Origin of the sequence: Kitasatospora sp. NPDC057904, assembly GCF_042887925.1 — a bacterium.
GTDB lineage: Bacteria > Actinomycetota > Actinomycetes > Streptomycetales > Streptomycetaceae > Kitasatospora.
Genome location: NZ_JBHVOL010000008.1, coordinates 291,208 through 312,101, shown reverse-complemented (window position 1 = coordinate 312,101; position 20,894 = coordinate 291,208). Strand labels below are relative to the sequence as shown.

Genomic DNA, 20,894 nt, shown 5'->3' with positions numbered 1-20,894 from the left:
CGTCCCGTTCTCCGCTCTCCTCCGGCCCCCGGTCGGGGGTGACCCCACCGCCGGCTCACCGCACACCTCCGGTGACGGGCGCCGCGGTGTCCCGGACGAGTCGGCCGTCGAGCAGTTCGATCGTCCGGCTCGCGCAGGCGTCGGCGAGCGCGGTGTCGTGGGTGACCAACAGGATCGTCTGGCCCTCCGCGTTGAGTTCGGTGAGCAGGCTCCGGACGTCGGCGGCCGAGGCCGAGTCGAGCGCCCCCGTCGGCTCGTCGGCCAGCAGGAGCGGCGGACGGTTCATCAACGCCCGGGCCACCGCGACGCGCTGGCGCTCGCCGCCGGAGAGCCGGCCGGGGAAGGCGGTGGCGTGCCGGGCCACCCCGAGCCGCTCCAGCAGCTCACCGGCCCGGGCCCGGGCCTTCTCCCGCCGCATCCCGGCCAGTTGGGCCGGGAGCAGCACGTTGTCCTCGACGTTCAGGTCGTCCAGGAGGTTGAAGAACTGGAAGACCATGCCGATCCGCGTCCGTCGGTACTCGGCCAGCGCGGCCTCGCCGAGCTCGTGCACAGCGACGCCGTCCACCACCACGCCGCCCTCGCTGGGCCGGTCGAGCCCGGCGATCAGGTTGAGCAGCGTCGACTTGCCGCTGCCGGAGCGGCCGAGCACGGCCAGCGCCTCGCCGGCCCCCACCTCGAGGTCGAGCCCGGCCAGCGCGGCACGGGCGGCGTCGGATCGGTCGTACGTCTTGCCGACGCCGCGGATCTGGATGATCGGCGTACTCACGGGCCCTCCACTGCTCGGGGTCCGGCACCGGAAGGCCGGTGCCGACTGACGGAACACGACGCTACGAACCGGGGCCCGGGTCCGGACAGCTGTCTAGGCGGCATCTCTGAGGTGTATTCAGATACACCTGGTTTTCGGGGTTCAGACCTAGAGCGCCGCAGGTGGACGGCGCTGCAGACTGGCTGCCGACCGATCGACCGGGGGGCTTGCGGGCCGCCGTACGGAGAGGAGGCGCGGGATGAGGACCGATGCCGGGACGAACACGAACGTGGTGACGCGGGCCACCGCGCGGGCAGAGGGCACCGTCGTGGCCGGCGTACGAGCGCTTTACGCGGTCACGCTGGGCGTGACCGGGCTGGTCTCGCTGGCGGCCGGGCCGGTCCTGCTGGCCGCCGCGCTGCTCGGCCCCGACGACTCGGGCGGGCGCTCGCCGGGCGGGCCGCTGATCCTGCTCGTGCCGCTCGGGCCGGTGGCCCTCTGGGCCCTCTGCTGGGCCACCGGGGGCGGGGGCCGGGCGGTCGGGGCCGCCCTGGCCGCACCGGGCGCGCTCGCGGTGATGGCCACCCACCTGTACGGCGGCGCGGCGCCCGGCGGCCGCTCCGGCTCGCTCTGGCTGGCCCCGGCGATGCTCGTGTTCGGAGTGCTCGGCGCGCGCTGGGTCGCGGCGGAGACCAGGCGCGTCGTCGGGAAGTGGAGCGGCCGCCCGGTCCCGGTGCCGTACCGCCGCGCCGCCGGCACCGATCCGTGGCAGCGGCTGCTGTCCGGCGGCTGGCTGACCGACCCGGCGACCTGGCGGGACCTCGCCTGGACGGCCCTCAGCGGGCTCGCCTACCTGTTCACCGCCGCGTTCGTCGTCCTCGCCCCGGTCTCGCTGGAGGTCCTGGGGCGCAACGGCCCCCTGGTCCACCTGGGAGTCGTCTACATGATGGGGCTCTGGGTCGCTCCGGTGGCCGCCCTCTGGGCCGCCCCTCCGGTCCTGCGGCTGCACGAGCGGGCCGCGCGCCTCCTGCTCGGGCCCTCCCGGCGGGCCGAACTGGCCCGCCAGGTCAGCCATCTGACCCGGACGAGGGCGGACACCATCGACGCCGGCGCCGCCGAGCTGCGCCGCATCGAGCGGGACCTGCACGACGGGGCCCAGGCCCGGCTGGTGGCGCTCGGCATGCTGCTGACCGTCGCCGACCAGCTGGTGGAGGACCCGGTGGCGCTGCGCCCCCTGCTGGCCGAGGCCCGGCTCTCCTCGGTCAAGGCGCTCGGCGAGCTGCGGGACCTGGTCCGCGGCATCCACCCGCCGGTGCTCGCGGACCGTGGCCTGGCCGACGCCGTCCAGGCCACGGCACTGGACCTCCCCCTGCCGGTCACCTTCGCCGGCACACTGACCGGCCGCCCCCCGGCGCCGGTCGAGTCCGCCGCCTACTTCGCGGTCAGCGAGCTGCTGGCCAACGTGGTGAAACACGCGGGCGCCTCACACGTGTGGATCGAGATAGGGCACAGTGACGGGTTGCTGCGGATATCGGTGACCGACGACGGGCGCGGCGGCGCCGACCCGTCCCGGGGCACCGGCCTCAGCGGTACCGAACGCCGCCTGGCCGCGTTCGACGGGGTGCTCGCGATCAGCAGCCCGCCGGGCGGTCCGACCATCGTGAACCTGGAGATCCCGTGCGCGTTGTCATCGCCGAAGACCTCTTCCTCCTCCGGGACGGGCTGACCCGATTGTTGGAAGCCAACGGCATGAAGGTCACGGCGGCCGTGGAGACGGGTGAGGACCTGCTCGCCGCGGTGGCCGCCGACCGGCCGGACATCGCCGTGGTCGACGTACGGCTCCCGCCCGGCTTCACCGACGAGGGGCTGCGCGCTGCCCTGGCGGCCCGTCAGGCCCACCCGGGGCTGCCCGTGCTGGTGCTCTCCCAGTTCGTCGAGCAGCTATACGCCCGCGAGCTGCTGGCGGGCGGCAGCACCGGGGGCATCGGCTACCTGCTCAAGGACCGGGTGATGGACGGCGCCCAGTTCATCGACGCGGTACGGCGGGTCGCCCAGGGCGGCACCGCGATGGATCCGGAGGTGATCACCCGACTGCTCACCCACAACTCCTCGGCCGGCCCGGTCGCGACCCTCAGCCCGCGCGAGCGGCAGGTGCTCGCGCTGATGGCCGAGGGCCGCTCCAACGCCGCGATCGCCCAGCAACTGGTGATCACCGAGCGCGCGGTCGCCAAGCACACGGCGTCGATCTTCGTCCGGCTCGACCTCCAGCCCTCGGACGACGACAACCGGCGGGTGCTGGCCGTCCTCGCCTTCCTCAACAACGGGGAGAAGAACTGAACGACCGAGAAACGAACCACCGAGAACCCGACTGCTGGCGACCCGACTGCTGGCGACCCGACTGCCGCCGATCCGACCGCCGGCGAGCCGACGACCAGATGTCCCACGACCGAGCACCGGGCGCCTGAGGACCGCCCGGCCGAGAGAACGGCTCCTTGACAAGAGCACAGAGAAGTAGAGAAGTGGGGACGAGCCCTCCGCCGCAGGGGGCTCGCCCGACACAGAACGGGTCATTTAGGCTGGTGACGTGCTCATCCTTGTTCGTCGTCGCCACGTGGACCTGCTCCGCGTGACGAGCATGTCCTGTCGACGCTCCGGCTGAACCTCGCGCCACCACCCTCAGGGCGGCCCCAACCGGGCCGCCACCACCACCCGGCACCCGGAGCACGCGCCGCACCAGGCCACCGCTCCGCCCTCCCCCGGTCGACCACCGGGACCGGCCGGGACGAGACCCAGCGGATGTCACCCATGACGCAGCAGCACACCCTGTCCCACCTCCAGTCACTCCCGGTGATCGACCTCTCGCTCGCCGACGGCGGTCCCGAGGACCGCCGCCGCCTGCACGACGAGCTCCGCGCCGCCGCCACCGGCGTCGGCTTCTTCCAGCTCGTCGGCCACGGCATAACCCCGGCCGAGACGGCCGCTCTCACCGAAGCGATGCGGGCCTTCTTCGCCCTCCCCGAGGCCGACCGGCTCGCCGTGAGCAACCTGAACTCCCCCCACTACCGCGGCTACACCCGCACCGGCGACGAGCGCACCGGCGGCAGCCAGGACTGGCGCGACCAGCTGGACATCGGTGCCGAGCTGCCCCCGCACGTCCCCGGCCGGGGCGAGCCGCCGTACTGGTGGCTGGAGGGTCCGAACCAGTGGCCCACGGCGCTCCCCGAGCTGCGCACCGCGGCCCTCGGGTGGATCGACCGCCTGGGCTCCGTCGCCCGCCACCTGCTGCACGAACTCCTCACCGCGATCGGGGCCCGCCCCGACTTCTACGACGCCGCCTTCGCCGGCCACCCCCACCTGCGGCTCAAGCTCGTCCGCTACCCCGGCACCGCCCCGGACGGCGCCGGCCAGGGCGTCGGCGCGCACAAGGACTACGGCTTCATCACGCTGCTCCTCCAGGACACCGTCGGCGGGCTCCAGGTCGAGCGCCCGGACGGCACCTTCCTCGACATCCCGCCGCTGGAGGGCGCCTTCGTCGTCAACCTCGGCGAGCTGCTGGAGGTCGCCACCGACGGCTACCTCAAGGCCACCAGCCACCGCGTGGTCAGCCCGCCCGGAGCGCACGAGCGCTACTCGGTGCCGTTCTTCTACAACCCCCGCCTCGACGCCCACATCGAGCCGCTCGACTTCCCGCTCGCGCACCACGCCCCCGGCGCGACCGAGGACCCGGACAACCCGCTGTTCGCCGAATTCGGGCAAAACGAGTGGAAGGGGTACACAAGGGCCCATCCTGAGGTCACCCGCCGCCACCACCCCGGCCTGGCGGAGACCGCCTCCCGCTGAACCGGCCGTCGCCCCGCCCCGCCGGTCGCGTGCCCCAGAGCGGCAACGTCCCAAAACAGCAGGGCCCCGGAGCGGCAGTGTCCCGGATCGACAGTGATCCGGGTCGACAGCGCTCAAGGACGCGGTGGACCGGCGGGGCGGGCACTGTCACACTGCTGCTGTTACAGCATGAGTGTGCCAGCGCAGCGGGAGGCGGCGGATGGGGGAGCACGGGGCCGTGGCGGGTGAGGTCCGGCTGACGGTGGACGAGCTGGCGGCGCGGGCCGGGGTCACGGTGCGGACCGTCCGGTTCTACGGGACGAAGGGGCTGCTGCCGCCGCCCGAGTTGGGGCCGCGCCGCGTCGGGCTGTACGGCGTCACGCACCTGGACCGGCTGGGGCTGATCGAGGAGTTGCAGCGACAGGGGCTGACGCTGGCCGCGATCGAGCGCTACCTCGCCCGTCTGCCGGAGGACAGCACGCCGCTGGACCTCGCCATCCACCGCGCGCTGGTGGCCTCCTGGACCCCGGAGGCTGCCGAGGAGGTCGGACGGGAGCAACTGGAACGCCGGGCCGGGCGCGAGCTGTCCGAGGAGCAGGTGGACCGGCTCCTCGCGATGGGGGCGCTGGAACGGACGGCCGACCCGGAGGTGTTCCGGGTGGATCCGGGGCTGCTCCCGCTGGGGGTGCGCATCCTGGACGTGCCGATCCCGCTGGAGACGCTGCTGGCCGCCCGGGCCGTGGTGCTGGAGCACAGCCGGGCCACGGCCCGGGAGTTGCACCGGCTCTTCCGGGAGACGGTGTGGAAGCCCTATCGGGAGAGCGAACCCGCACCGGACGATCTGGTGCGGATGAAGGCGCTGACCGACCACATCCAGCCGATGGTGGCGCAGGCGCTCGTGACGGCGTTCCAGCGGTCGCTGCGCGAGGAGTTGGGTGAGGCCGTGCGTGACACGGCCCCACCCGCCCAGGACTGACGGATCCGTCGGCGCACCCGGGGGGCGCACCTCGGGAAGCGCCCGCGAGGCGGAGGACCTCCGCCTCAGGCAGCGCACCTCAGGCGGAGACCCCCGGCAGAGTCCTCAGCCGGAGACCCCTGGCAGAGTCCCCGGTCGGAGTCCTCAGTCGGAGAACGTCCGCCCCTCCGCCGCCATCCGCTCCAGCAGCGCGGGCGGCGCGAACCGCTCGCCGTAGGCAGCGGCGAGCTCGCGGGCCCGGGCCGCGAAGCCGGCCGGGCCGCCCTCGTAGCCGTTGATGTACTGGAACACACCGCCGGTCCAGGCCGGGAAGCCGATGCCGAGGATGGAGCCGACATTCGCGTCGGCGACGGAGGTCAGGACGCCCTCCTCCAGGCAGCGCACCGAGTCGAGCGCCTCGCTGAACAGCATGCGCTCCTTGAGGTCCTCGAAGGGCACCTCGGCGTCGGCGCGGGTGAAGTGCTCGCGCAGCCCCGGCCAGAGCCGCCCGCGCCGGCCGTCCTCGCCGTACTCGTAGAAGCCGGCGCCGCCGCTGCGGCCGGGGCGGCCGAACTCGTCGACCATACGGTCGACGACCGCGTCGGCCGGGTGCGGCGTCCAGGTGCCGCCGACCGCCTCGGTGGCGCGGCGGTACTCGTCGCGGATCTTGCGGGGCAGGGTGAGGGTGAGCTCGTCCACCAGCGAGAGCACCTTGGCGGGGTAGCCGGCCTGGGCCGCGGCCTGCTCGATGCTGGCGGGCTCGATGCCCTCCCCGACCATGGCGACGCCCTCGTTGAGGAACTGGCCGATCACCCGGGAGGTGAAGAAGCCGCGCGAGTCGTTGACGACGATCGGGGTCTTGTCGATCTGCCGGACGAGGTCGAAGGCGCGGGCGAGGGCCTCGTCGCCGGTCTGCGGACCGCGGATGATCTCTACCAGCCGCATCTTGTCGACCGGCGAGAAGAAGTGCAGGCCGATGAAGTCGCCCACGCGCTGCACGCCTTCGGCGAGCACGCCGATGGGCAGGGTGGAGGTGTTGGAGCAGAGCAGCGCGTCGGGGGCGACGACGCCCTCGATCTCCTGGAACACCTTGTGCTTGAGCTCGGTGTTCTCGAAGACGGCCTCGATCACCGCGTCGCAGCCGGCCAGGTCGGCCGGGTCGCCGGTGGGGGTGATCCGGGCGAGCAGCTCGTCGCGCTTGGCCTCGGTGGAGCGGCCCCGGGCGACGGCCTTGTCCAGCAGGCCCGCGCTGTAGGCCTTGCCGCGCTCGGCGGCCTCGACGCTGACGTCCTTGAGCACGACCTCGATGCCGGCCTTGGCGCACGCGTAGGCGATGCCCGCGCCCATCATGCCCGCACCGAGCACGGCGACCTTGCGGACCGTCCGCTTCTCGACGTCCTTCGGGCGGCCGGCGCCCGAGTTGACGGCCTGCATGTCGAAGAACAGGGCCTGGATCATGTTCTTGCTGGTCTGTCCGCAGGCCAGCTCGGTGAAGTAGCGGGCCTCGATCACCATGGCCGTGTCGATGTCCACCTGGGAGCTCTCGACGGCGGCGGCGAGGATGTTGCGCGGGGCCGGGTAGGGCGCGCCGGCCAGCTGCTTGCGCAGGTTGGCCGGGAAGGCGGGCAGGTTGGCGGCGAGCGCCGGGGTCGACGGGGTGCCGCCGGGGATCTTGTAGCCCTTGACGTCCCAGGGCTGGACGGCGGTCGGGTTGGCCGCGATCCAGGCCCGCGCCTTCGCCGTCAGCTCCTCCGGGGTGGCGGCGAGTTCGTGGACGATGCCCTGCTCCAGCGCCTGCGCCGGGCGGTACTGGCGGCCCTGGAGCAGCACCTTGAGCAGGGCGTCGGCGATGCCGAACAGCCGCACCGTGCGGACCACCCCGCCGCCGCCCGGCAGCAGGCCGAGGGTCACCTCGGGCAGGCCGATCCGGCTGGCGGGGGTGTCCAGGGCGATCCGGTGGTGGCAGGCGAGCGCGATCTCCAGCCCGCCGCCGAGGGCGCTGCCGTTGACGGCCGCGACGACCGGCTTGCCGAGGGTCTCCAGGGTGCGCAGCGCGCGCTTGAGCCGCATCGACTTCTCGAAGACGGCGGCGGCGTCCTCGGGGCGGGCGGCGGAGAGCATCCGGAGGTCTCCCCCGGCGAAGAAGGTCTTCTTGCCCGAGGTGACGACGACGCCGCGCAGCTCGTCCGAGGCGGCGAGGCCGGCCAGCCGCTCGACGACGGTGTCGAAGTCGGCGGTGAAGGCGTCGTTCATGGTGTTGACGGACTGGGTGGGGTCGTCGAGGACGAGGGTGACCACGCCGTCCTGGTCCTGCTCCCAGCGGATGGTGGTGGTGTCGCTCATGAGGTCAGGGTCTCCGGGGATCCGAGGAACGGGGAGGTCAGATGCGCTCGACGACGGTGGCGATGCCCATGCCGCCGCCCACGCACAGGGTGACGAGGCCGTAGCGCAGGTCGCGCCGCTCCAGTTCGTCGATCACGGTGCCGATCAGCATCGCGCCGGTGGCGCCGAGCGGGTGGCCGAGCGCGATCGCGCCACCGTTGACGTTCACCTGGTCGTGGCGGAAGCCGAGTTCGCGGATGAAGCGCAGTGCGACGGCGGCGAAGGCCTCGTTGATCTCGACGAGGTCGATGTCGGCGGCGGTGAGCCCGGCCTTGGCGAGGGCCTTGCGGGTGGCCGGGGCGGGGCCGGTGAGCATGATGGTCGGCTCGGAGCCGGAGACGGCGGCGGAGACGATCCGGGCGCGGGGGCGCAGCCCGTACCGCTCGCCGACCTCGCGGTTGCCGATGGCGACCAGCGCGGCGCCGTCCACGATGCCGGAGGAGTTGCCGGCGTGGTGGACGTGGTCGATGGCCTCGACCCAGTGGTACTTCTGCAGCGCGACGGCGTCGAAGCCGCCGGCGTCGCCGATCTGGGCGAAGGAGGGCTTGAGGCCGGCCAGGGTCTCGACCGTGGTGCCGGGGCGGATGAACTCGTCGCGGTCCAGGACCACCAGGCCGTTGCGGTCGCGCACCGGGACGACCGAGCGGTCGAAGAGGCCGTCCGCCTGGGCCTTGGCGGCGCGGGCCTGGGACTCGGCGGCGAAGGCGTCCACATCGGTGCGCGAGAAGCCCTCGATGGTGGCGATCAGGTCGGCGCCGATGCCCTGCGGGGCGAAGTTGGTCTCGTAGGCCGTCATCGGGTCGGCGAACCAGGCGCCGCCGTCGGAGGCCATCTTCACCCGGGACATGGACTCCACGCCGCCGGCCAGGATCAGGTCCTCCCAGCCGGAACGGACCTTGGCGGCGGCCAGGTTGACGGCCTCCAGGCCGGAGGCGCAGAAGCGGTTCTCCTGCACGCCGGCGACGGTGTCGGGCAGGCCGGCCGCGATGGCGGCGATCCGGGCGATGTCGGAGCCCTGGTCGCCGATCGGGCTGACGACGCCGAGCACGATGTCGTCGATCGCTGCCGGGTCCAGGTCGGGGAAGCGGCCGCGCAGCTCGTGGATCAGGCCGACGACCAGGTCGATCGGCTTGGTGCCGTGCAGCGAGCCGGTGGCCTTGCCCCGGCCGCGCGGGGTGCGGATCGCGTCGTAGACGTACGCTTCGGTGGTCACGGTGGGAACGCCTTTCGGGGCTTCAGGACTTCGGGACTTCAGAGCTTCGGGGCTTAGGGGATTCAGGGCTTAGGGGCCGGAGGACGAGGAGAACCGGGAGATCCGGGAGGGCCGGAGGCCGGACGGAAGGGCGTCAGCCGAGGATGGAGCGGCCGACGATCTCCTTCATGATCTCGGTGGTGCCGCCGTAGATGGTCTGGATGCGCCCGTCGGTGAACGCCCGGGCGACCGGGAACTCACTCATGTACCCGTACCCGCCGTGCAGTTGGAGGCACCGGTCGGCGGTGCGCTTCTGCAGTTCGGTGGCCCACCACTTGGCCATCGAGGCGTCCGCCGGGGTGAGAGCGTAGCGATTGTGCTCGGTGATGCAGCGGTCGACGAACGCCCGGGTGACGGCGCACTCGGTGGCGAGCTCGGCGATCTCGAAGCGCACGTGCTGGAGCTTGGCGAGCGGACGGCCGAAGGCCTCGCGCTGCTTGACGTAGTCGGTGGTGATCTCGACCAGGTACTCGGCTCCGGCGATCGCGGCGACGGCGATCGCGAGGCGCTCCTGGGCGAGGTTCTGCATCAGGTGGACGAAGCCGCCGTTGAGCTCGCCGAGCAGGTTCTCCTTCGGCACCCGGACGTCCTCGAAGAACAGTTCGGCGGTGTCCTGGGACTTCTGGCCGATCTTGTCGAGGTTGCGGCCGCGCTCGAAGCCGGGCGTGCCGCGCTCGACGACGAGCAGGCTCAGGCCGTGCGCGCCGCCCTCGGGGGTGGTGCGGGCCACGACGATCACGAGGTCGGCGAGGATGCCGTTGGAGATGAAGGTCTTGGCGCCGTTGAGCAGGTAGTGGTCGCCCTGGTCGACCGCCTGGGTGCGGATGCCCTGGAGGTCGGAGCCGGTGCCGGGCTCGGTCATCGCGATCGCGGTGATGATCTCGCCGCTGCAGAAGCCGGGCAGCCAGCGGCGCTTCTGCTCCTCGGTGGCGAGCGAGGTGAGGTAGGGGCCGATGATGTCGTTGTGCAGCCCGATCGCCAGCCCGGGGACGCCCGCGCGCGCGAACTCCTCGGCCAGCACCGCGGCGTAGCGGAAGTCCGGGGCGCCGCCGCCGCCGAACTCCTCCGGGGCGGCGATGCCAAGCAGCCCCTGCCGCCCGGCGGCGAGCCAGGCGGAGCGGTCGACGATGCCGGCCTTCTCCCAGCGGTCGTAGTGCGGCAGGACCTCCTTGGCGAGGAACGACCGGACGGTGTCCCGGAAGTCGTCGTGCTGCTCGGTGAAGATGTCGCGCTGCAACGCTACGCTCCTTGTTCTGCTGCGGAGTTGTCCGGGTCGGGGCTCAGGAGGGGCACGTCCCAGTCGCGGGCCACCTCGGCGGTGTGCGCGCCGGGCCTGGCCGGCGGGCGGCGCAGCGAGCCGGGGGTGGCGGAGAACCGCGGGGCGGGGGCGGGCTGGGTGACGCCGTCCGCCTCGACGTAGGTGCCGCGCGCCGCCAGGTGGGCGTCGGAGACGGCCTGGCGCAGCGTCAGGACGGGTTCCACGCAGGCGTCGGAGCCGGTGAAGACGGCCTCCCACTCGGCGCGGGTGCGGGTGGCGAAGCGTTCGGCGATCAGGGTGCGCAGTTCGGGCCAGCGGGCGAGGTCGTACTGGCCGGGCGCGTCCGGGCCGAGGCCGAGCAGGCGGGCGAACTCGGCGTAGAAGCGCGGCTCCAGCGCGCCGACGGCGAGGTGACCGCCGTCCGCCGCCCGGTAGACCGCGTAGAAGGGGGCGCCGCCGTCGAGCAGGTTCACGCCCCGGCGGTCCTGCCAGTGGCCGGCCGCGAGCAGGCCCCACAGCATGCTGCCGAGGTGCGCGGCGCCGTCCACGATCGCCGCGTCGACGACCTGGCCGGTGCCGGTGGCGCGGGCGTGGTGCAGGGCGGCGAGCAGGCCGACGACGAGGTAGAGGGAGCCGCCCGCGTAGTCGCCGAGCAGGTTCGCGGGGATCCCGGGCGCCTCCTCGGCCCCGCCGGGGGCGGCGACCAGCCCGAGCACGCCGGCGACCGCCGCGTAGCCGATGTCGTGTCCGGCCTGCGCGGAGCGCGGCCCCTCCTGCCCCCAGCCGGTCATCCGGCCGTACACCAGCGCGGGGTTGCGCGCGAGGCAGGCGTCCGGGCCGACGCCGAGCCGCTCGGCGACCCCGGGCCGGTAGCCCTCGATCAGCAGGTCGGCCCGCTCGACGAGGTCGAGCACCCGGGCAGGCCCGTCCGGGGACTTGAGGTCGATCAGCACCGAGCGCTTGTTGCGGTTGGTGACGTCCCGCGCCGGGTCGATGCCGAGCGGCGAGGGGTCGGGCCGGTCCACCCGCACCACGTCGGCGCCGAGGTCCGCGAGCAACATGCCGGCGAACGGCCCGGGGCCGATCCCCGCGAGCTCGACCACCCGCACACCCGCCAACGGACCGCCACCCGAGGCCTGGGAACCACTGGTGTCACGCACTGGCTGCAGAACCCTTCGGGGTTTGACAGTAAAGCTGTAACACTCGCGATGATAGAGAAGCGACCCGCCGGTAACAAGACCTCGACACCCCAACCCCCCCGTGCCGCGACGACCACGGAGAGTCCCTCCGCCCGCTGACGGCGCTACCCAATAACGTCTTCGCGCTGCGAGGGGCACCCCCTCCGCACCGGGAAAATGTGAGCCACGCAGGGGGAACCCGGACTTCACCACCCGGCCGGGGGCGAGGCGGTCGGATGTGAGCCGATTCCGTGAGGCGGACGACGGGGGTAATGGTCTAGGGTGCACTGGATCTATTACGGATGACACGGGGGAACCGTCATGACCGTTGCCGGACGCACGATCGTCACCGAGACCGGACGGCTGCTGCTGACGCGGCCGCAGGACGACGACGTGGAGGCGGTGTTCGCCGTTCACGGGGATCCGGAGACCAACCGGTACAACCCGCACGGGCCGCACCGGGAGCGCTCGGAGAGCCGGGCGATGCTGGACGGCTTCGTGGCGCAGTGGACGCGGGACGGGGTCGGGTACTGCACGGTGGCGACGCGCGAGGAGCCGGGGGTGGTGATCGGGTTCGCGGGGGTGTGCTTCCACACGCTGGACGACGAGCCGGTGTTCAACCTCTACTACCGGTTCCGGCCCGCCGCCTGGGGGCTCGGGTACGCGGCCGAGGCGGCCCGGGCCGCGCTCGCGGAGGCCCTGCCCCGGTTCCCCGGCCTGCCGGTGACCGCGCTGATCCGTGCCGACAACCTGCCGTCGCGGCGGCTGGCCGAGCGGCTCGGGCTGGTCCCGGACCCGGACGGCAGGGTCGACCACGAGGAGCGCCTGATCCACCGGATGCCCTGAGACCCCACCCCGCCCCACCCCGCCCCTTCACCTCCCCTCACCCTCCCTCTCCCCCCTCCCCCTCCCCCTGGCGCAGGACCCCGTTGCCGGATCCCCCGCCAGGGGGAGGGGGATCGTTTCCAGGACCGACGTGCCGCCCCCGCCCCCGGCGCGACCGTAGGGGCATGAGGAACAAAGAGGATGTGGTGCGGGGCGTCGCGGCCGGAGTCGCGATGGCCTCGACGGTGCCCTACCTGACGCTCAAGTCGCTCTGGCTGAGCGGGTCCGAGGTCGGCGTGCGCGACCCGGGCTCCATGGACAAGCTCTGGCTGCTCAACCTCATCACCTTCGGGATGGACGCGATCGCCCTGGCACTCGCGCTCACCTTCGTCCGGCCGTGGGGCCGACGGGTGCGGGCCGGGCTGGTGGCGTTCCCGATGTGGGTGGCGACCGGGCTGCTCGGAACGATCCTGGTGGCCGTGCCGGTGACACTGATCGCCGGGCTGGTGCTCGGCCCGGAGCACCAGAACGCGGCGCAGCAGGCCGACGACGGCCTCGCGGGCTGGGTGTTCGGGCTGGTGTACGGCGGGTTCTCGGTGCAGGGCGTGGCACTGATCCTCGCCTTCGTCCTGTACGCCCGCCGGCGCTGGGCGGGCCTGCTGCACGACCGGATCGGCGACCTGCCGGACTCCCCCACGCTCGTCGTGCAGCGCGTCTTCGCGGGCGTGGCCGCGCTGCTCGGGCTGGGCGTCGCGGTGGTCCGGGCGTACTGGGCGGCGGGCGGGACGGTCGGGCTGCCGCTGCAGTGGGCCGAGGAGCGCAGCAGGTCGATCGCGACGATGGACGCGGTGACGGCGCTGATGGCGGTGGCCTCCGCCGGTGCCCTGCTGGTGCTGGTATTCCGGATCGGGCCGGGGCGGCGGCTGCGGACGCCGTTCGCGGTGGCGTGGACCGCGGCCGGGTCGGTCTTCGCCTGGGGCGCCTGGCAGTTGGTGGCGTTCGGAAGCACGACGACCGTCCCGGACCTGCCTCACGCGGTGCCCGGGCTGATGGTCCTGGTGGAGGCCGGGCAGGTCGTGGCCGGCCTGCTGGCCCTGGCGGCGGGCGCGATGGCGCTGACCGAACGGGCGGCGGCCGCCGCCGCAAGGCCGTCGCCTGCCGTAGAGTCGCGCGCGTGACCACGGGGGCGGGCAGGTGAAAACGGGCGCGCGGGCGCAGCGGCAGGGGCGGATCCGGCGGACGGCGGAGACGCTGTTCGGACGACGGGCACGGCTGCGCTGGGTGCACCTGGTACTCGGCGGCGCCCTGCTGATGCCGTACTGGCTGCTGTCGCAGGTACTGTTCGGGGCGCTCAACAACAACCAGTCCCACCTGCGCCAACTCCTGCTCCAGCTCCTCTCGGTGGGCACCTCGCTGCCGATGGCCGCCGTCACCGCCCTGCTGCCGACCGTCCGCACGCTGGAGAGCGCGGCGGCGCGGGCCCTGTGCACGCCCGACCGGCCCGAGGCGCTGGCCACCGGCCCCGCCCGGTCGTGGGCGGCCCGGCGCCGCGCGGCCGGCTGGTACGTGCTGCACCTGTTCCTCGGCGGGGTGGTCGCCGGGATGACGCTGGCCGGGGCGCCGTTCGCGGTCGTGCTCATCTTCGACTTCCCGGGGGTCAACGACCTCACCCACTACTGGGAGCGGGGCTTTCCCGGCTGGATGCTCACCGGCGTCGCCCTCGGCCTGGCCGTCCTGGCCCTGATCGCCGGCACCAACGCGGCGTGCGGCGCGCTGCTCGCGCGTTGGGCGCCCGTCCTGCTCGGCCCGACCCCCGAGGAACGGCTGGCCGTGGCCGAACGCCGGGCCGCCGTGCTCGCCCAGCGCAACCGGCTGGCCCGGGAACTGCACGACTCGGTCGGGCACGCGCTGAGCGCCGTCGGCATCCAGGCCTCGGCGGCGGCCAGGGTGCTGCGCAGCGACCCGGACTTCGCCGCCGAGGCGCTGGCCGCGATCGAGGAGACCGCGCGGGCCGCCGTCGCCGAACTCGACACCGTGCTCGGGCTGTTGCGCGAGGAGGAGACCGGAGACGGACCCGCCGGCCCCACCCTGACCGGGCTGGACGACCTGCTGCGTCAGCTCGCCCGCACCGGCGTGCGGGTCGACGCCGAGCTCTCCCCCGGCCTGGACCGGCTCCCGCCGGCGGTCTCCCGCGAGGCGTACCGGATCGTCCAGGAGGGCCTGACCAACGTGCTGCGGCACGCCGGGCCCGCGCCGGCCGCGCTGCGGGTGGCCCTGGCCGACGGCCGGGTGGACATCGAACTGACCAACCCCTTGGGCTCCGCGCGCCCCAGCCGCCCCGGCGGCGGGCGCGGGCTGCGCGGCATCGGGGAACGGGCGGCGGCGCTGCGCGGCGGCAGCGAGGCGGGGCCGACCGGGGACGGCACGGCGTGGCGGCTGGCCGTCTGGCTGCCCGCCGGCCGGTAGGAACGGATGGAACGCCGGCCGATCAGCCACCGGACACCGGACATCGACCACACACCCACCGGACGCCGACCGATGCGAACCGACACCGACCGACGCCGACCGAGCGCCACCCAGACGCCAACCGAACGCGAACCAACGCCGACCGAACGCCGACCGAACGCCAACCAACCGACGGGGAAGACGAGATGACGGGGAACATCCGCGTGGTGATCGCGGACGACGAACGGCTGGTCCGGATGGGCCTGCGGGTGGTGATCGACGCCGAGCCGGACCTCGACGTCGTCGGCGAGGCGGCGGACGGCGCCGAGGTCGTGCCACTGGTGCGCGAACTGCGGCCGGACGTCGTGCTCATGGACGTCCGGATGCCCGGCATCGACGGGATCCGGGCGACGGAACAGCTGGTCGGCGGGATGGCCGAGCCGCCGCGGATCCTCGTCGTGACCACCTTCGAGCACGACGACCACGTGTACGACGCGCTGCGGGCCGGTGCCGCCGGGTTCCTGCTGAAGCGGGCGCGGGCCGAGGAGATGGTGCAGGCGGTGCGGCTGGTCGCCCGCGGGGACTCGCTGCTGTTCCCGGCGGCCGTCCGGGAGCTCGCCCTGCGGCACGCGCCCGCGGCCGCCCGCGGCGCCGCCGCCCCGGACCGGGGGCCGATCGGGCGGCTGACCGAGCGCGAGGCCCAGGTGCTGCGGCTGATGGCCACCGGGCTGAACAACGGGGAGATCGCGCGGGAGCTGGTCGTCAGCCAGGAGACGGTGAAGACCCACGTCGGCAGCGTGCTCGCGAAGCTCGGCGCCCGGGACCGCACCCAGGCGGTGATCGCGGCGTACGAGTCGGGATTCGTGCTCCCCGGCTGAGCCGCTCGGGGTTCGCGCTCCCCGGCTGAGCCGCTCAGCGCCCTTCACGCAGGAACGATTCTTTCATCCGGCCACTACCTGCGAGTAGAGTGCTTCGATCCCCTGCCCGTCCGATACCTCCCGTATCGCCTGAAACGAACTGGTGGCCGCATGTCAGTCCGGACCCGCCCGGCGCTGTGGTGGCGCATGGGCATCGCGCTGTCGGCATTCCTCGGTCTGACGCTCGGCAACGCGTCGCTCGTGTACTTCACCGTACAGAGCAACGTCATCGTGCTCGGCTACTTCATCGGCGCGGCCTACTGGATGCTCAAGCGCGGCACCGTGGACGCGCCCGCGCCCAGACTGCGCGGCGCCGCCACGCTGTACATCGTCATCACCGGGCTGGTCTCGCACATCCTGCTCCAGCACGGCGCCAACCCGCTGCCGGGGCTCGTCGACGGGCCGGACAAGCTGGCGCACTGGTCGTCGTTCTTCCTGCACTACGTGACGCCGTTGATGGTGGTCGCCGACTGGCTGCTGCTCAAGCCCCGCAACGCCTCCGCCTGGCGGGACATCCCGCTCTGGCTGGCCTTCCCGCTCGGGTACGCGGCGATCGTGCTCACCCGCAACGCGCTGTTCGCCGACTTCCCGCTGAAGTACCCGTACTTCTTCTTCGACCCGACGACCAAGGGATACGGCTACGTGTGGGGTCAGATCGGCATGCTGACGGTCGAGTTCGTCGTGCTCGGCGCGGCCGTGGTCGGCCTGGACCGGCTGGGCACGCTGGTCGCGGGCAAGCTGCGGCCCGCCGCCACCGAGGCGTAGCACCGAACCCCGGCGGCCGGTCGATCACTCGTGGGATCCGCCCACGCGTGCTCAGATCCGCCAGGAGCGGATCCGGTCGGCCGCCGTGTAGACGTCCGCCCGGCCCTCGGCGACGTCCCGGGCCAGCTCCACCAGCGCCCCGTACGGAGGGTCGACGCCCTCGCCGGCGGCATGCATGTACGCGGCCGTGGTCATGCAGGCGTACAGGTTGTTGCGCACCGGGAGCGGCCGCAGCAGGACGATCGTGTGCATCAGCGTCGCGGCGCACCACGCGGCGTCGGCCTCGTGCCCGAGCTGCGCGGTGTTGACCCGGTGTCGCGCGACGGCGGCCTGGAGCGCCGAGTAGTCCCGCACGCTGAGGTCCTCCGGCGAGGCGTGCTCCTGGACGTCCAGCAGCCAGCGCAGATCGACGTGCAACACCGTCACGCCCGCCCCCTCACGCGGCGGGCGCGTCCTCCGGGAACGCCGCGTCGAACTCCGCGCGGTGCTCCTTCCAGAAGGACACCGCGTGATCGACGAAGACCCGCCGCTGCTGCTCCCGCACGCTCAGGTCGTGCACGTACGCCTTGACACTCTTCCCGTCCGCGGCCGCCGCCGCCCGGATCGCGGCGAGCTCGTGCTCGGTGTACTCGATGTTGAGCGCTGGCATGACCCCGATGCTACTGGCTCCCAAGGCAGTTGAACACCGGACCGCACCACGGCGCGGAAGGACGGCTTCGACGGTCCGGGCGTCCCGCCGGACCCGCGGGTGCCGGTGTTCACCCCCGACGAGCGGGCCGGGCTCAAGGACTCGGCCCTGAGCCCGGCCCGCCGTGTGCTGTCGGACGAGGAACAACATCGGTGGGCGGGAGCAGGCCACGGCTACATCGGGGCCACCGCCCTCAGCTCCCCGTCCAGCTCCAGCCACCGCGTGAGACCGAGGCCGCGCAGGAACGGCAGGTCGTGGCTGGCCACGATCAGCGCGCCCTGGTAGGCGGCGAGCGCCTGGGTGAGCTGGCGGACGCTGGCGAGGTCCAGGTTGTTGGTCGGCTCGTCGAGCAGCAGGAGCTGCGGCGGCGGGTCGGCCAGCAGCAGGGCGGCCAGGGTGGCCCGGAACCGCTCGCCGCCGGAGAGCGTGACGGCCGGCTGGTCGGCCCGCCCGCCGCGGAACAGGAAGCGGGCGAGCCGGGCGCGGATCGCGTTGTCCCCGGCGGCGGGGGCGAACCGCTTGACGTTCTGCGCGACGGTGAGCCCGTCGTCCAGCAGGTCGAGCCGCTGGGGCAGGTGGCGCAGCGGCACCGGCGTGGTGACCTCCCCCGCCGGCGGGACGAGTTCGCCCGCGATGGTGCGCAGCAGGGTGGTCTTGCCGCTGCCGTTGCCCCCGACCAGCGCGATCCGCTCGGGGCCGCGCAGGTCGAGGTCGGCGGTGGCGCCGTTGGGCAGCCGGACCTTCTGCAGGGTGAGCACGGTGCGACCGGCCGGGACGGCGGTGCGCGGGAGGTCGATCCGGATCTCGGCGTCGTCGCGGACCGCCTCCTCGGCGGCGGTGAGCCGCTGCTTGGCCTCCTCCAGCCGCTCGGTGTGCATGCCGGTGAGCCGGCCCGCCGTCTCCTGGCCCTGGCGTTTGAGCATGCCGGCGAAGATGTGCGGGTCGTTGCGGGTGACCGAGCGCTTCTTGCCGTAGCTGGCGCTGCGGTCGAGCCGGATGCGGGCGTCGGCGAGGTCCCGCTTCTGGCGCTGGACGTCGGCCTCGGCGTTGCGCAGGAGCCGCTCGGCCGTCTCCTGCTGGGCGGCGAGCGTGCGCTCGTACTCGGTGAAGTTGCCGCCGTACCAGGTGATCCGGCCGTCGCGCAGGTCGGCGATCTGGTCGACGTGTTCGAGCAGTTCGCGGTCGTGGCTGACGATCAGCATGACGCCGCGCCAGCCGGCCACCGTCTCGTAGAGCCGCTCGCGGGCGGCACGGTCGAGGTTGTTGGTGGGCTCGTCGAGCAGGAGGACGTCGGGGCGGCGCATCAGCAAGGCGGCCAGCCGCAGCAACACGGCCTCGCCGCCGGAGAGTTCGCCGGTGGTGCGGTCGAGGTCGAGCCGCTGGAGGCCGAGCTTGTCGAGGGTGGCGCGGGCGCGCTCCTCGACGTCCCAGTCGTCTCCGACGGCGTCGAAGTGGTGCTGGGCGGTGTCGCCGGACTCGATGGCGTGCAGGGCCTCGCGGGCGGCCCGGACGCCGAGCGCCTCGTCCACGCGCAGGGCGGTGTCGAGCGTCAGCCCCTGCGGCAGGTAGCCGAGTTCGCCCGCGACGCGGACGGTGCCGCCGGAGGGCGTGAGGTCCCCGGCGATCAGCCGCAGCAGCGTGGACTTGCCGGCGCCGTTGAGCCCGATCAGGCCGGTGCGGCCGGGGCCGACGGCGAGCTGGAAGCCGTCGAGGACGGACTTGCCGTCGGGCCACTCGAAGTCGAGGTCGGTGCAGAGGACGGCGGTGGTGGGTTGTGCCATGGTCGGCCTCCCGGTTGGTTGCTGGTGGAGAAACGGGGTGAGCAACACGGGGAGACACCGCGGGTGCGGAAGGGCGCGAAAGGGCTCGGCGGAAAACGGCGGGAAGCGGCGGAGAACGGCAGAACGCGGCGGAGGACAGCTGAGAAGAACGCCGCACGAGCCGTGGGGAACCACAGGGGCCGTGACCGAGGTCGCACACCATGACGCACACCGCGCGGCGAAGCGGCCTGCGCGGCGGGGCGGTGTCCTGGGACCTCAGTAGTTCAACGGCCTGCTCCTGTTCGGGTGACTGACGGACACGACGCTACGGACCCCGCGCACCGCTCCGCAACCGAATTTCCGTACGCCCCGCGGACCGGCGTCGGAGCCGCGGGACCGGCGCCGGCGAAGGCGGCAATGCCGAGGTGCCGATCCGGTGCCGATCCCGTGACAGCCTCGTCGCAGTCGGGGGCGGACGTGAGAAAGCCCTTATGCGGCATGGCAGACTCCTCACCTGCCATACCTGCGGCCCTCGCGGCCGTACCCGCGGATCGGGCCGTATGGCGTTCATTCACAGGGGGAACAGAACACGATGTCATCGATATCCCGGACCACCCGTGCCGCCCTGGGCGCCTCCGTCGTCGCGCTGACGATGGTGCTGGCCTCGGCGTGCGGCCCGGACAACAGCGACAGCTCGACCGGGGCGCAGACCGCGGCGCCCACCACCGCTGCCGCGGCGGGCGACACGGCCAAGCCGGGCGCCGCGCCGATCAAGCTCCCGACGGTCGACGAGATCAAGAAGTGGAAGCCCGAGGACTGGGAGAAGTGGGCCCAGGCCAACGTCATCACCCCGGCCGTCAAGGGCTACTGGGACCTGCAGAAGATCCTGAAGGCGAAGCCGGTCAAGCCGGGCCTGGGCAACCAGCCCACCGGCCAGCCGACCGCCCCGGCCCCGACCGGCGCCGCGCCGGCACCGGCCCAGCCGACCTCGCAGGCCCCGGTCCAGCCGCCGGCCGACGGCGGCAACGACCCGAAGCCGGCCCTGGTCCAGATGAAGCCGGTCCAGCACCCGTTCGCGAAGAACCTGAACGTCAACGGGAAGCTGTTCTTCATGGACGGCACCCAGGAGTACGTCTGCTCCGGCACCGTGATCTCCGACCCGGCCAACCCGGGCAAGAGCAACCTGGTGTGGACCGCGAGCCACTGCCTGCACGGCGGCAAGGGCGGCAAGTCGCACACCGACATCGTCTTCGCCCCGGCCTTCAACAGCAACGGCGTGCTCAGCGGCGGCAAGCAGGGCTCGCTGGCGCAGGCCGAGCCGTTCGGCGAGTGGGGCGCCACCGCCGGCATCGTGTCGCCGACCTGGGCCGGCGAGGCCGACCCGGAGAGCGGCGGCCCGTGGAGCCAGTACGACTTCGGCATCGTCCGGGTCGCCAACCCGGACGGCGGCGGCAAGTCGCTGGAGGAGACGGTCGGCGGCTCCGTGCCGGTCTGGTTCAACGCCCCGCGCGACCAGATCACCGCGGTCAGCAGCTACGGCTACCCGGCCGCCAAGCCGTTCGACGGCATGGAGCTGGACCACTGCGACGGCCCGAAGCCGGCCCGCCGCACCATCGACCCGTCCCGCCCGGCCATGCTGACCTCCGGCTGCAACGGCACCGGCGGTGACAGCGGCGGCGGCTGGTTCGCGATGAAGGACGGCAAGCAGGTGCTGGTCTCGGACACCTCCATCGGTGGCGAGGACAACACCTGGGAGGCCGGGCCGTACCTGGACGACGTCGCGGCCAAGGCGCTGGACTACATCTCGAAGAAGACGAAGTAGCACCACGAAGCAGCACCGCGCAGGAGCACCACGAAGTAGCGCCGCGCGGGAGCAAGCCGAGCGCCTGAACGCATGAACGTCCA

General features: G+C 73.1%; 18 protein-coding genes. 10 read left to right on the top strand and 8 right to left on the bottom strand.

Going from position 1 to position 20,894, the window contains the following annotated elements; genetic code table 11:
• Positions 1 to 55: 55 nt before the first annotated feature.
• Positions 56 to 766, bottom strand: a complete 711-nt coding sequence (locus ACFVSN_RS22345; RefSeq protein ID WP_380437471.1) for an ABC transporter ATP-binding protein — start codon at positions 764 to 766, stop codon at positions 56 to 58.
• Between the two features lie 238 nt (positions 767 to 1,004).
• Between ACFVSN_RS22345 and ACFVSN_RS22340 the strand changes: the two genes are divergently transcribed.
• The 4 genes from ACFVSN_RS22340 to ACFVSN_RS22325 all read left to right on the top strand — a co-directional run bounded on the left by ACFVSN_RS22340 (position 1,005) and on the right by ACFVSN_RS22325 (position 5,540).
• Positions 1,005 to 2,471 carry a histidine kinase gene (locus ACFVSN_RS22340; RefSeq protein ID WP_387593207.1) on the top strand — a complete coding sequence of 489 codons (1,467 nt, stop codon included), beginning with the start codon at positions 1,005 to 1,007 and terminating at the stop codon, positions 2,469 to 2,471.
• Positions 2,423 to 3,082, top strand: coding sequence for a response regulator transcription factor (locus tag ACFVSN_RS22335; protein WP_380437475.1), 660 nt, complete (start codon positions 2,423 to 2,425; stop codon positions 3,080 to 3,082). The genes ACFVSN_RS22340 and ACFVSN_RS22335 overlap by 49 nt, the downstream gene beginning before the upstream one ends.
• A gap of 468 nt (positions 3,083 to 3,550) precedes the next feature.
• Entirely contained in the window at positions 3,551 to 4,585 is a 1,035-nt protein-coding gene (locus ACFVSN_RS22330; protein ID WP_387593210.1) for an isopenicillin N synthase family dioxygenase, read from the top strand.
• Between the two features lie 199 nt (positions 4,586 to 4,784).
• Complete coding sequence (locus ACFVSN_RS22325; protein ID WP_380437477.1) at positions 4,785 to 5,540, top strand: MerR family transcriptional regulator; 756 nt, start codon at positions 4,785 to 4,787, stop codon at positions 5,538 to 5,540.
• A gap of 144 nt (positions 5,541 to 5,684) precedes the next feature.
• Here the strand turns inward: ACFVSN_RS22325 and ACFVSN_RS22320 are convergent, their stop codons facing one another.
• The 4 genes from ACFVSN_RS22320 to ACFVSN_RS22305 form a co-directional block, all read right to left on the bottom strand.
• The gene (locus ACFVSN_RS22320; protein ID WP_380437479.1) at positions 5,685 to 7,862 is read right to left on the bottom strand and encodes a 3-hydroxyacyl-CoA dehydrogenase NAD-binding domain-containing protein; all 2,178 of its coding nucleotides are present in this window, start codon (positions 7,860 to 7,862) and stop codon (positions 5,685 to 5,687) included.
• A 37-nt stretch (positions 7,863 to 7,899) separates the two neighbouring features.
• Entirely contained in the window at positions 7,900 to 9,114 is a 1,215-nt protein-coding gene (locus ACFVSN_RS22315) for an acetyl-CoA C-acetyltransferase (protein WP_380437481.1), read from the bottom strand.
• A 133-nt stretch (positions 9,115 to 9,247) separates the two neighbouring features.
• Positions 9,248 to 10,390: an acyl-CoA dehydrogenase family protein gene (locus tag ACFVSN_RS22310; protein ID WP_380437483.1), complete on the bottom strand. Its 1,143-nt coding sequence runs from the start codon at positions 10,388 to 10,390 to the stop codon at positions 9,248 to 9,250.
• Between the two features lie 2 nt (positions 10,391 to 10,392).
• Positions 10,393 to 11,571, bottom strand: coding sequence for a CaiB/BaiF CoA transferase family protein (locus ACFVSN_RS22305; protein WP_387956447.1), 1,179 nt, complete (start codon positions 11,569 to 11,571; stop codon positions 10,393 to 10,395).
• 339 nt (positions 11,572 to 11,910) lie between these two features.
• Between ACFVSN_RS22305 and ACFVSN_RS22300 the strand changes: the two genes are divergently transcribed.
• The 5 genes from ACFVSN_RS22300 (at position 11,911) to ACFVSN_RS22280 (ending at position 16,541) form a co-directional block, all read left to right on the top strand.
• Positions 11,911 to 12,435, top strand: coding sequence for a GNAT family N-acetyltransferase (locus ACFVSN_RS22300; protein WP_380437487.1), 525 nt, complete (start codon positions 11,911 to 11,913; stop codon positions 12,433 to 12,435).
• Positions 12,436 to 12,599: 164 nt separating this feature from the next.
• Positions 12,600 to 13,592 carry a hypothetical protein gene (locus ACFVSN_RS22295; protein ID WP_380437489.1) on the top strand — a complete coding sequence of 331 codons (993 nt, stop codon included), beginning with the start codon at positions 12,600 to 12,602 and terminating at the stop codon, positions 13,590 to 13,592.
• Positions 13,593 to 13,608: 16 nt separating this feature from the next.
• Positions 13,609 to 14,880, top strand: coding sequence for a histidine kinase (locus ACFVSN_RS22290; protein ID WP_380437491.1), 1,272 nt, complete (start codon positions 13,609 to 13,611; stop codon positions 14,878 to 14,880).
• A gap of 185 nt (positions 14,881 to 15,065) precedes the next feature.
• Positions 15,066 to 15,737 (top strand): response regulator, encoded by a 672-nt coding sequence (locus ACFVSN_RS22285; RefSeq protein ID WP_380437493.1) that lies wholly within the window; start codon positions 15,066 to 15,068, stop codon positions 15,735 to 15,737.
• A 150-nt stretch (positions 15,738 to 15,887) separates the two neighbouring features.
• A complete protein-coding gene (locus ACFVSN_RS22280) occupies positions 15,888 to 16,541 on the top strand; it encodes a Pr6Pr family membrane protein (protein WP_380437495.1) in 654 nt (217 codons plus the stop codon).
• A gap of 51 nt (positions 16,542 to 16,592) precedes the next feature.
• Here ACFVSN_RS22280 and ACFVSN_RS22275 read toward each other — a convergent pair whose 3' ends face one another.
• The 3 genes from ACFVSN_RS22275 to ACFVSN_RS22265 all read right to left on the bottom strand — a co-directional run bounded on the left by ACFVSN_RS22275 (position 16,593) and on the right by ACFVSN_RS22265 (position 19,010).
• Entirely contained in the window at positions 16,593 to 16,967 is a 375-nt protein-coding gene (locus ACFVSN_RS22275) for a toxin Doc (protein WP_380437497.1), read from the bottom strand.
• Between the two features lie 10 nt (positions 16,968 to 16,977).
• Positions 16,978 to 17,190, bottom strand: coding sequence for a hypothetical protein (locus tag ACFVSN_RS22270; RefSeq protein WP_380437499.1), 213 nt, complete (start codon positions 17,188 to 17,190; stop codon positions 16,978 to 16,980).
• 212 nt (positions 17,191 to 17,402) lie between these two features.
• The gene (locus tag ACFVSN_RS22265) at positions 17,403 to 19,010 is read right to left on the bottom strand and encodes an ABC-F family ATP-binding cassette domain-containing protein (protein WP_380437501.1); all 1,608 of its coding nucleotides are present in this window, start codon (positions 19,008 to 19,010) and stop codon (positions 17,403 to 17,405) included.
• A gap of 571 nt (positions 19,011 to 19,581) precedes the next feature.
• Between ACFVSN_RS22265 and ACFVSN_RS22260 the strand changes: the two genes are divergently transcribed.
• Positions 19,582 to 20,811, top strand: a complete 1,230-nt coding sequence (locus ACFVSN_RS22260) for a trypsin-like serine peptidase (protein WP_380437503.1) — start codon at positions 19,582 to 19,584, stop codon at positions 20,809 to 20,811.
• Positions 20,812 to 20,894: the final 83 nt, after the last annotated feature.

Excerpts from the sequence above, each read along its gene's own strand:
- ACFVSN_RS22340 (WP_387593207.1), top strand. The coding sequence starts at position 1,005 with ATGAGGACCGATGCCGGGACGAACACGAACGTGGTGACGCGGGCCACC.
- ACFVSN_RS22330 (WP_387593210.1), top strand. The coding sequence starts at position 3,551 with ATGACGCAGCAGCACACCCTGTCCCACCTCCAGTCACTCCCGGTGATC.
- ACFVSN_RS22325 (WP_380437477.1), top strand. The coding sequence starts at position 4,785 with ATGGGGGAGCACGGGGCCGTGGCGGGTGAGGTCCGGCTGACGGTGGAC.
- ACFVSN_RS22320 (WP_380437479.1), bottom strand. The coding sequence starts at position 7,862 with ATGAGCGACACCACCACCATCCGCTGGGAGCAGGACCAGGACGGCGTG.
- ACFVSN_RS22300 (WP_380437487.1), top strand. The coding sequence starts at position 11,911 with ATGACCGTTGCCGGACGCACGATCGTCACCGAGACCGGACGGCTGCTG.
- ACFVSN_RS22295 (WP_380437489.1), top strand. The coding sequence starts at position 12,600 with ATGAGGAACAAAGAGGATGTGGTGCGGGGCGTCGCGGCCGGAGTCGCG.
- ACFVSN_RS22285 (WP_380437493.1), top strand. The coding sequence starts at position 15,066 with ATGACGGGGAACATCCGCGTGGTGATCGCGGACGACGAACGGCTGGTC.
- ACFVSN_RS22280 (WP_380437495.1), top strand. The coding sequence starts at position 15,888 with ATGTCAGTCCGGACCCGCCCGGCGCTGTGGTGGCGCATGGGCATCGCG.
- ACFVSN_RS22270 (WP_380437499.1), bottom strand. The coding sequence starts at position 17,190 with ATGCCAGCGCTCAACATCGAGTACACCGAGCACGAGCTCGCCGCGATC.
- ACFVSN_RS22265 (WP_380437501.1), bottom strand. The coding sequence starts at position 19,010 with ATGGCACAACCCACCACCGCCGTCCTCTGCACCGACCTCGACTTCGAG.
- ACFVSN_RS22260 (WP_380437503.1), top strand. The coding sequence starts at position 19,582 with ATGTCATCGATATCCCGGACCACCCGTGCCGCCCTGGGCGCCTCCGTC.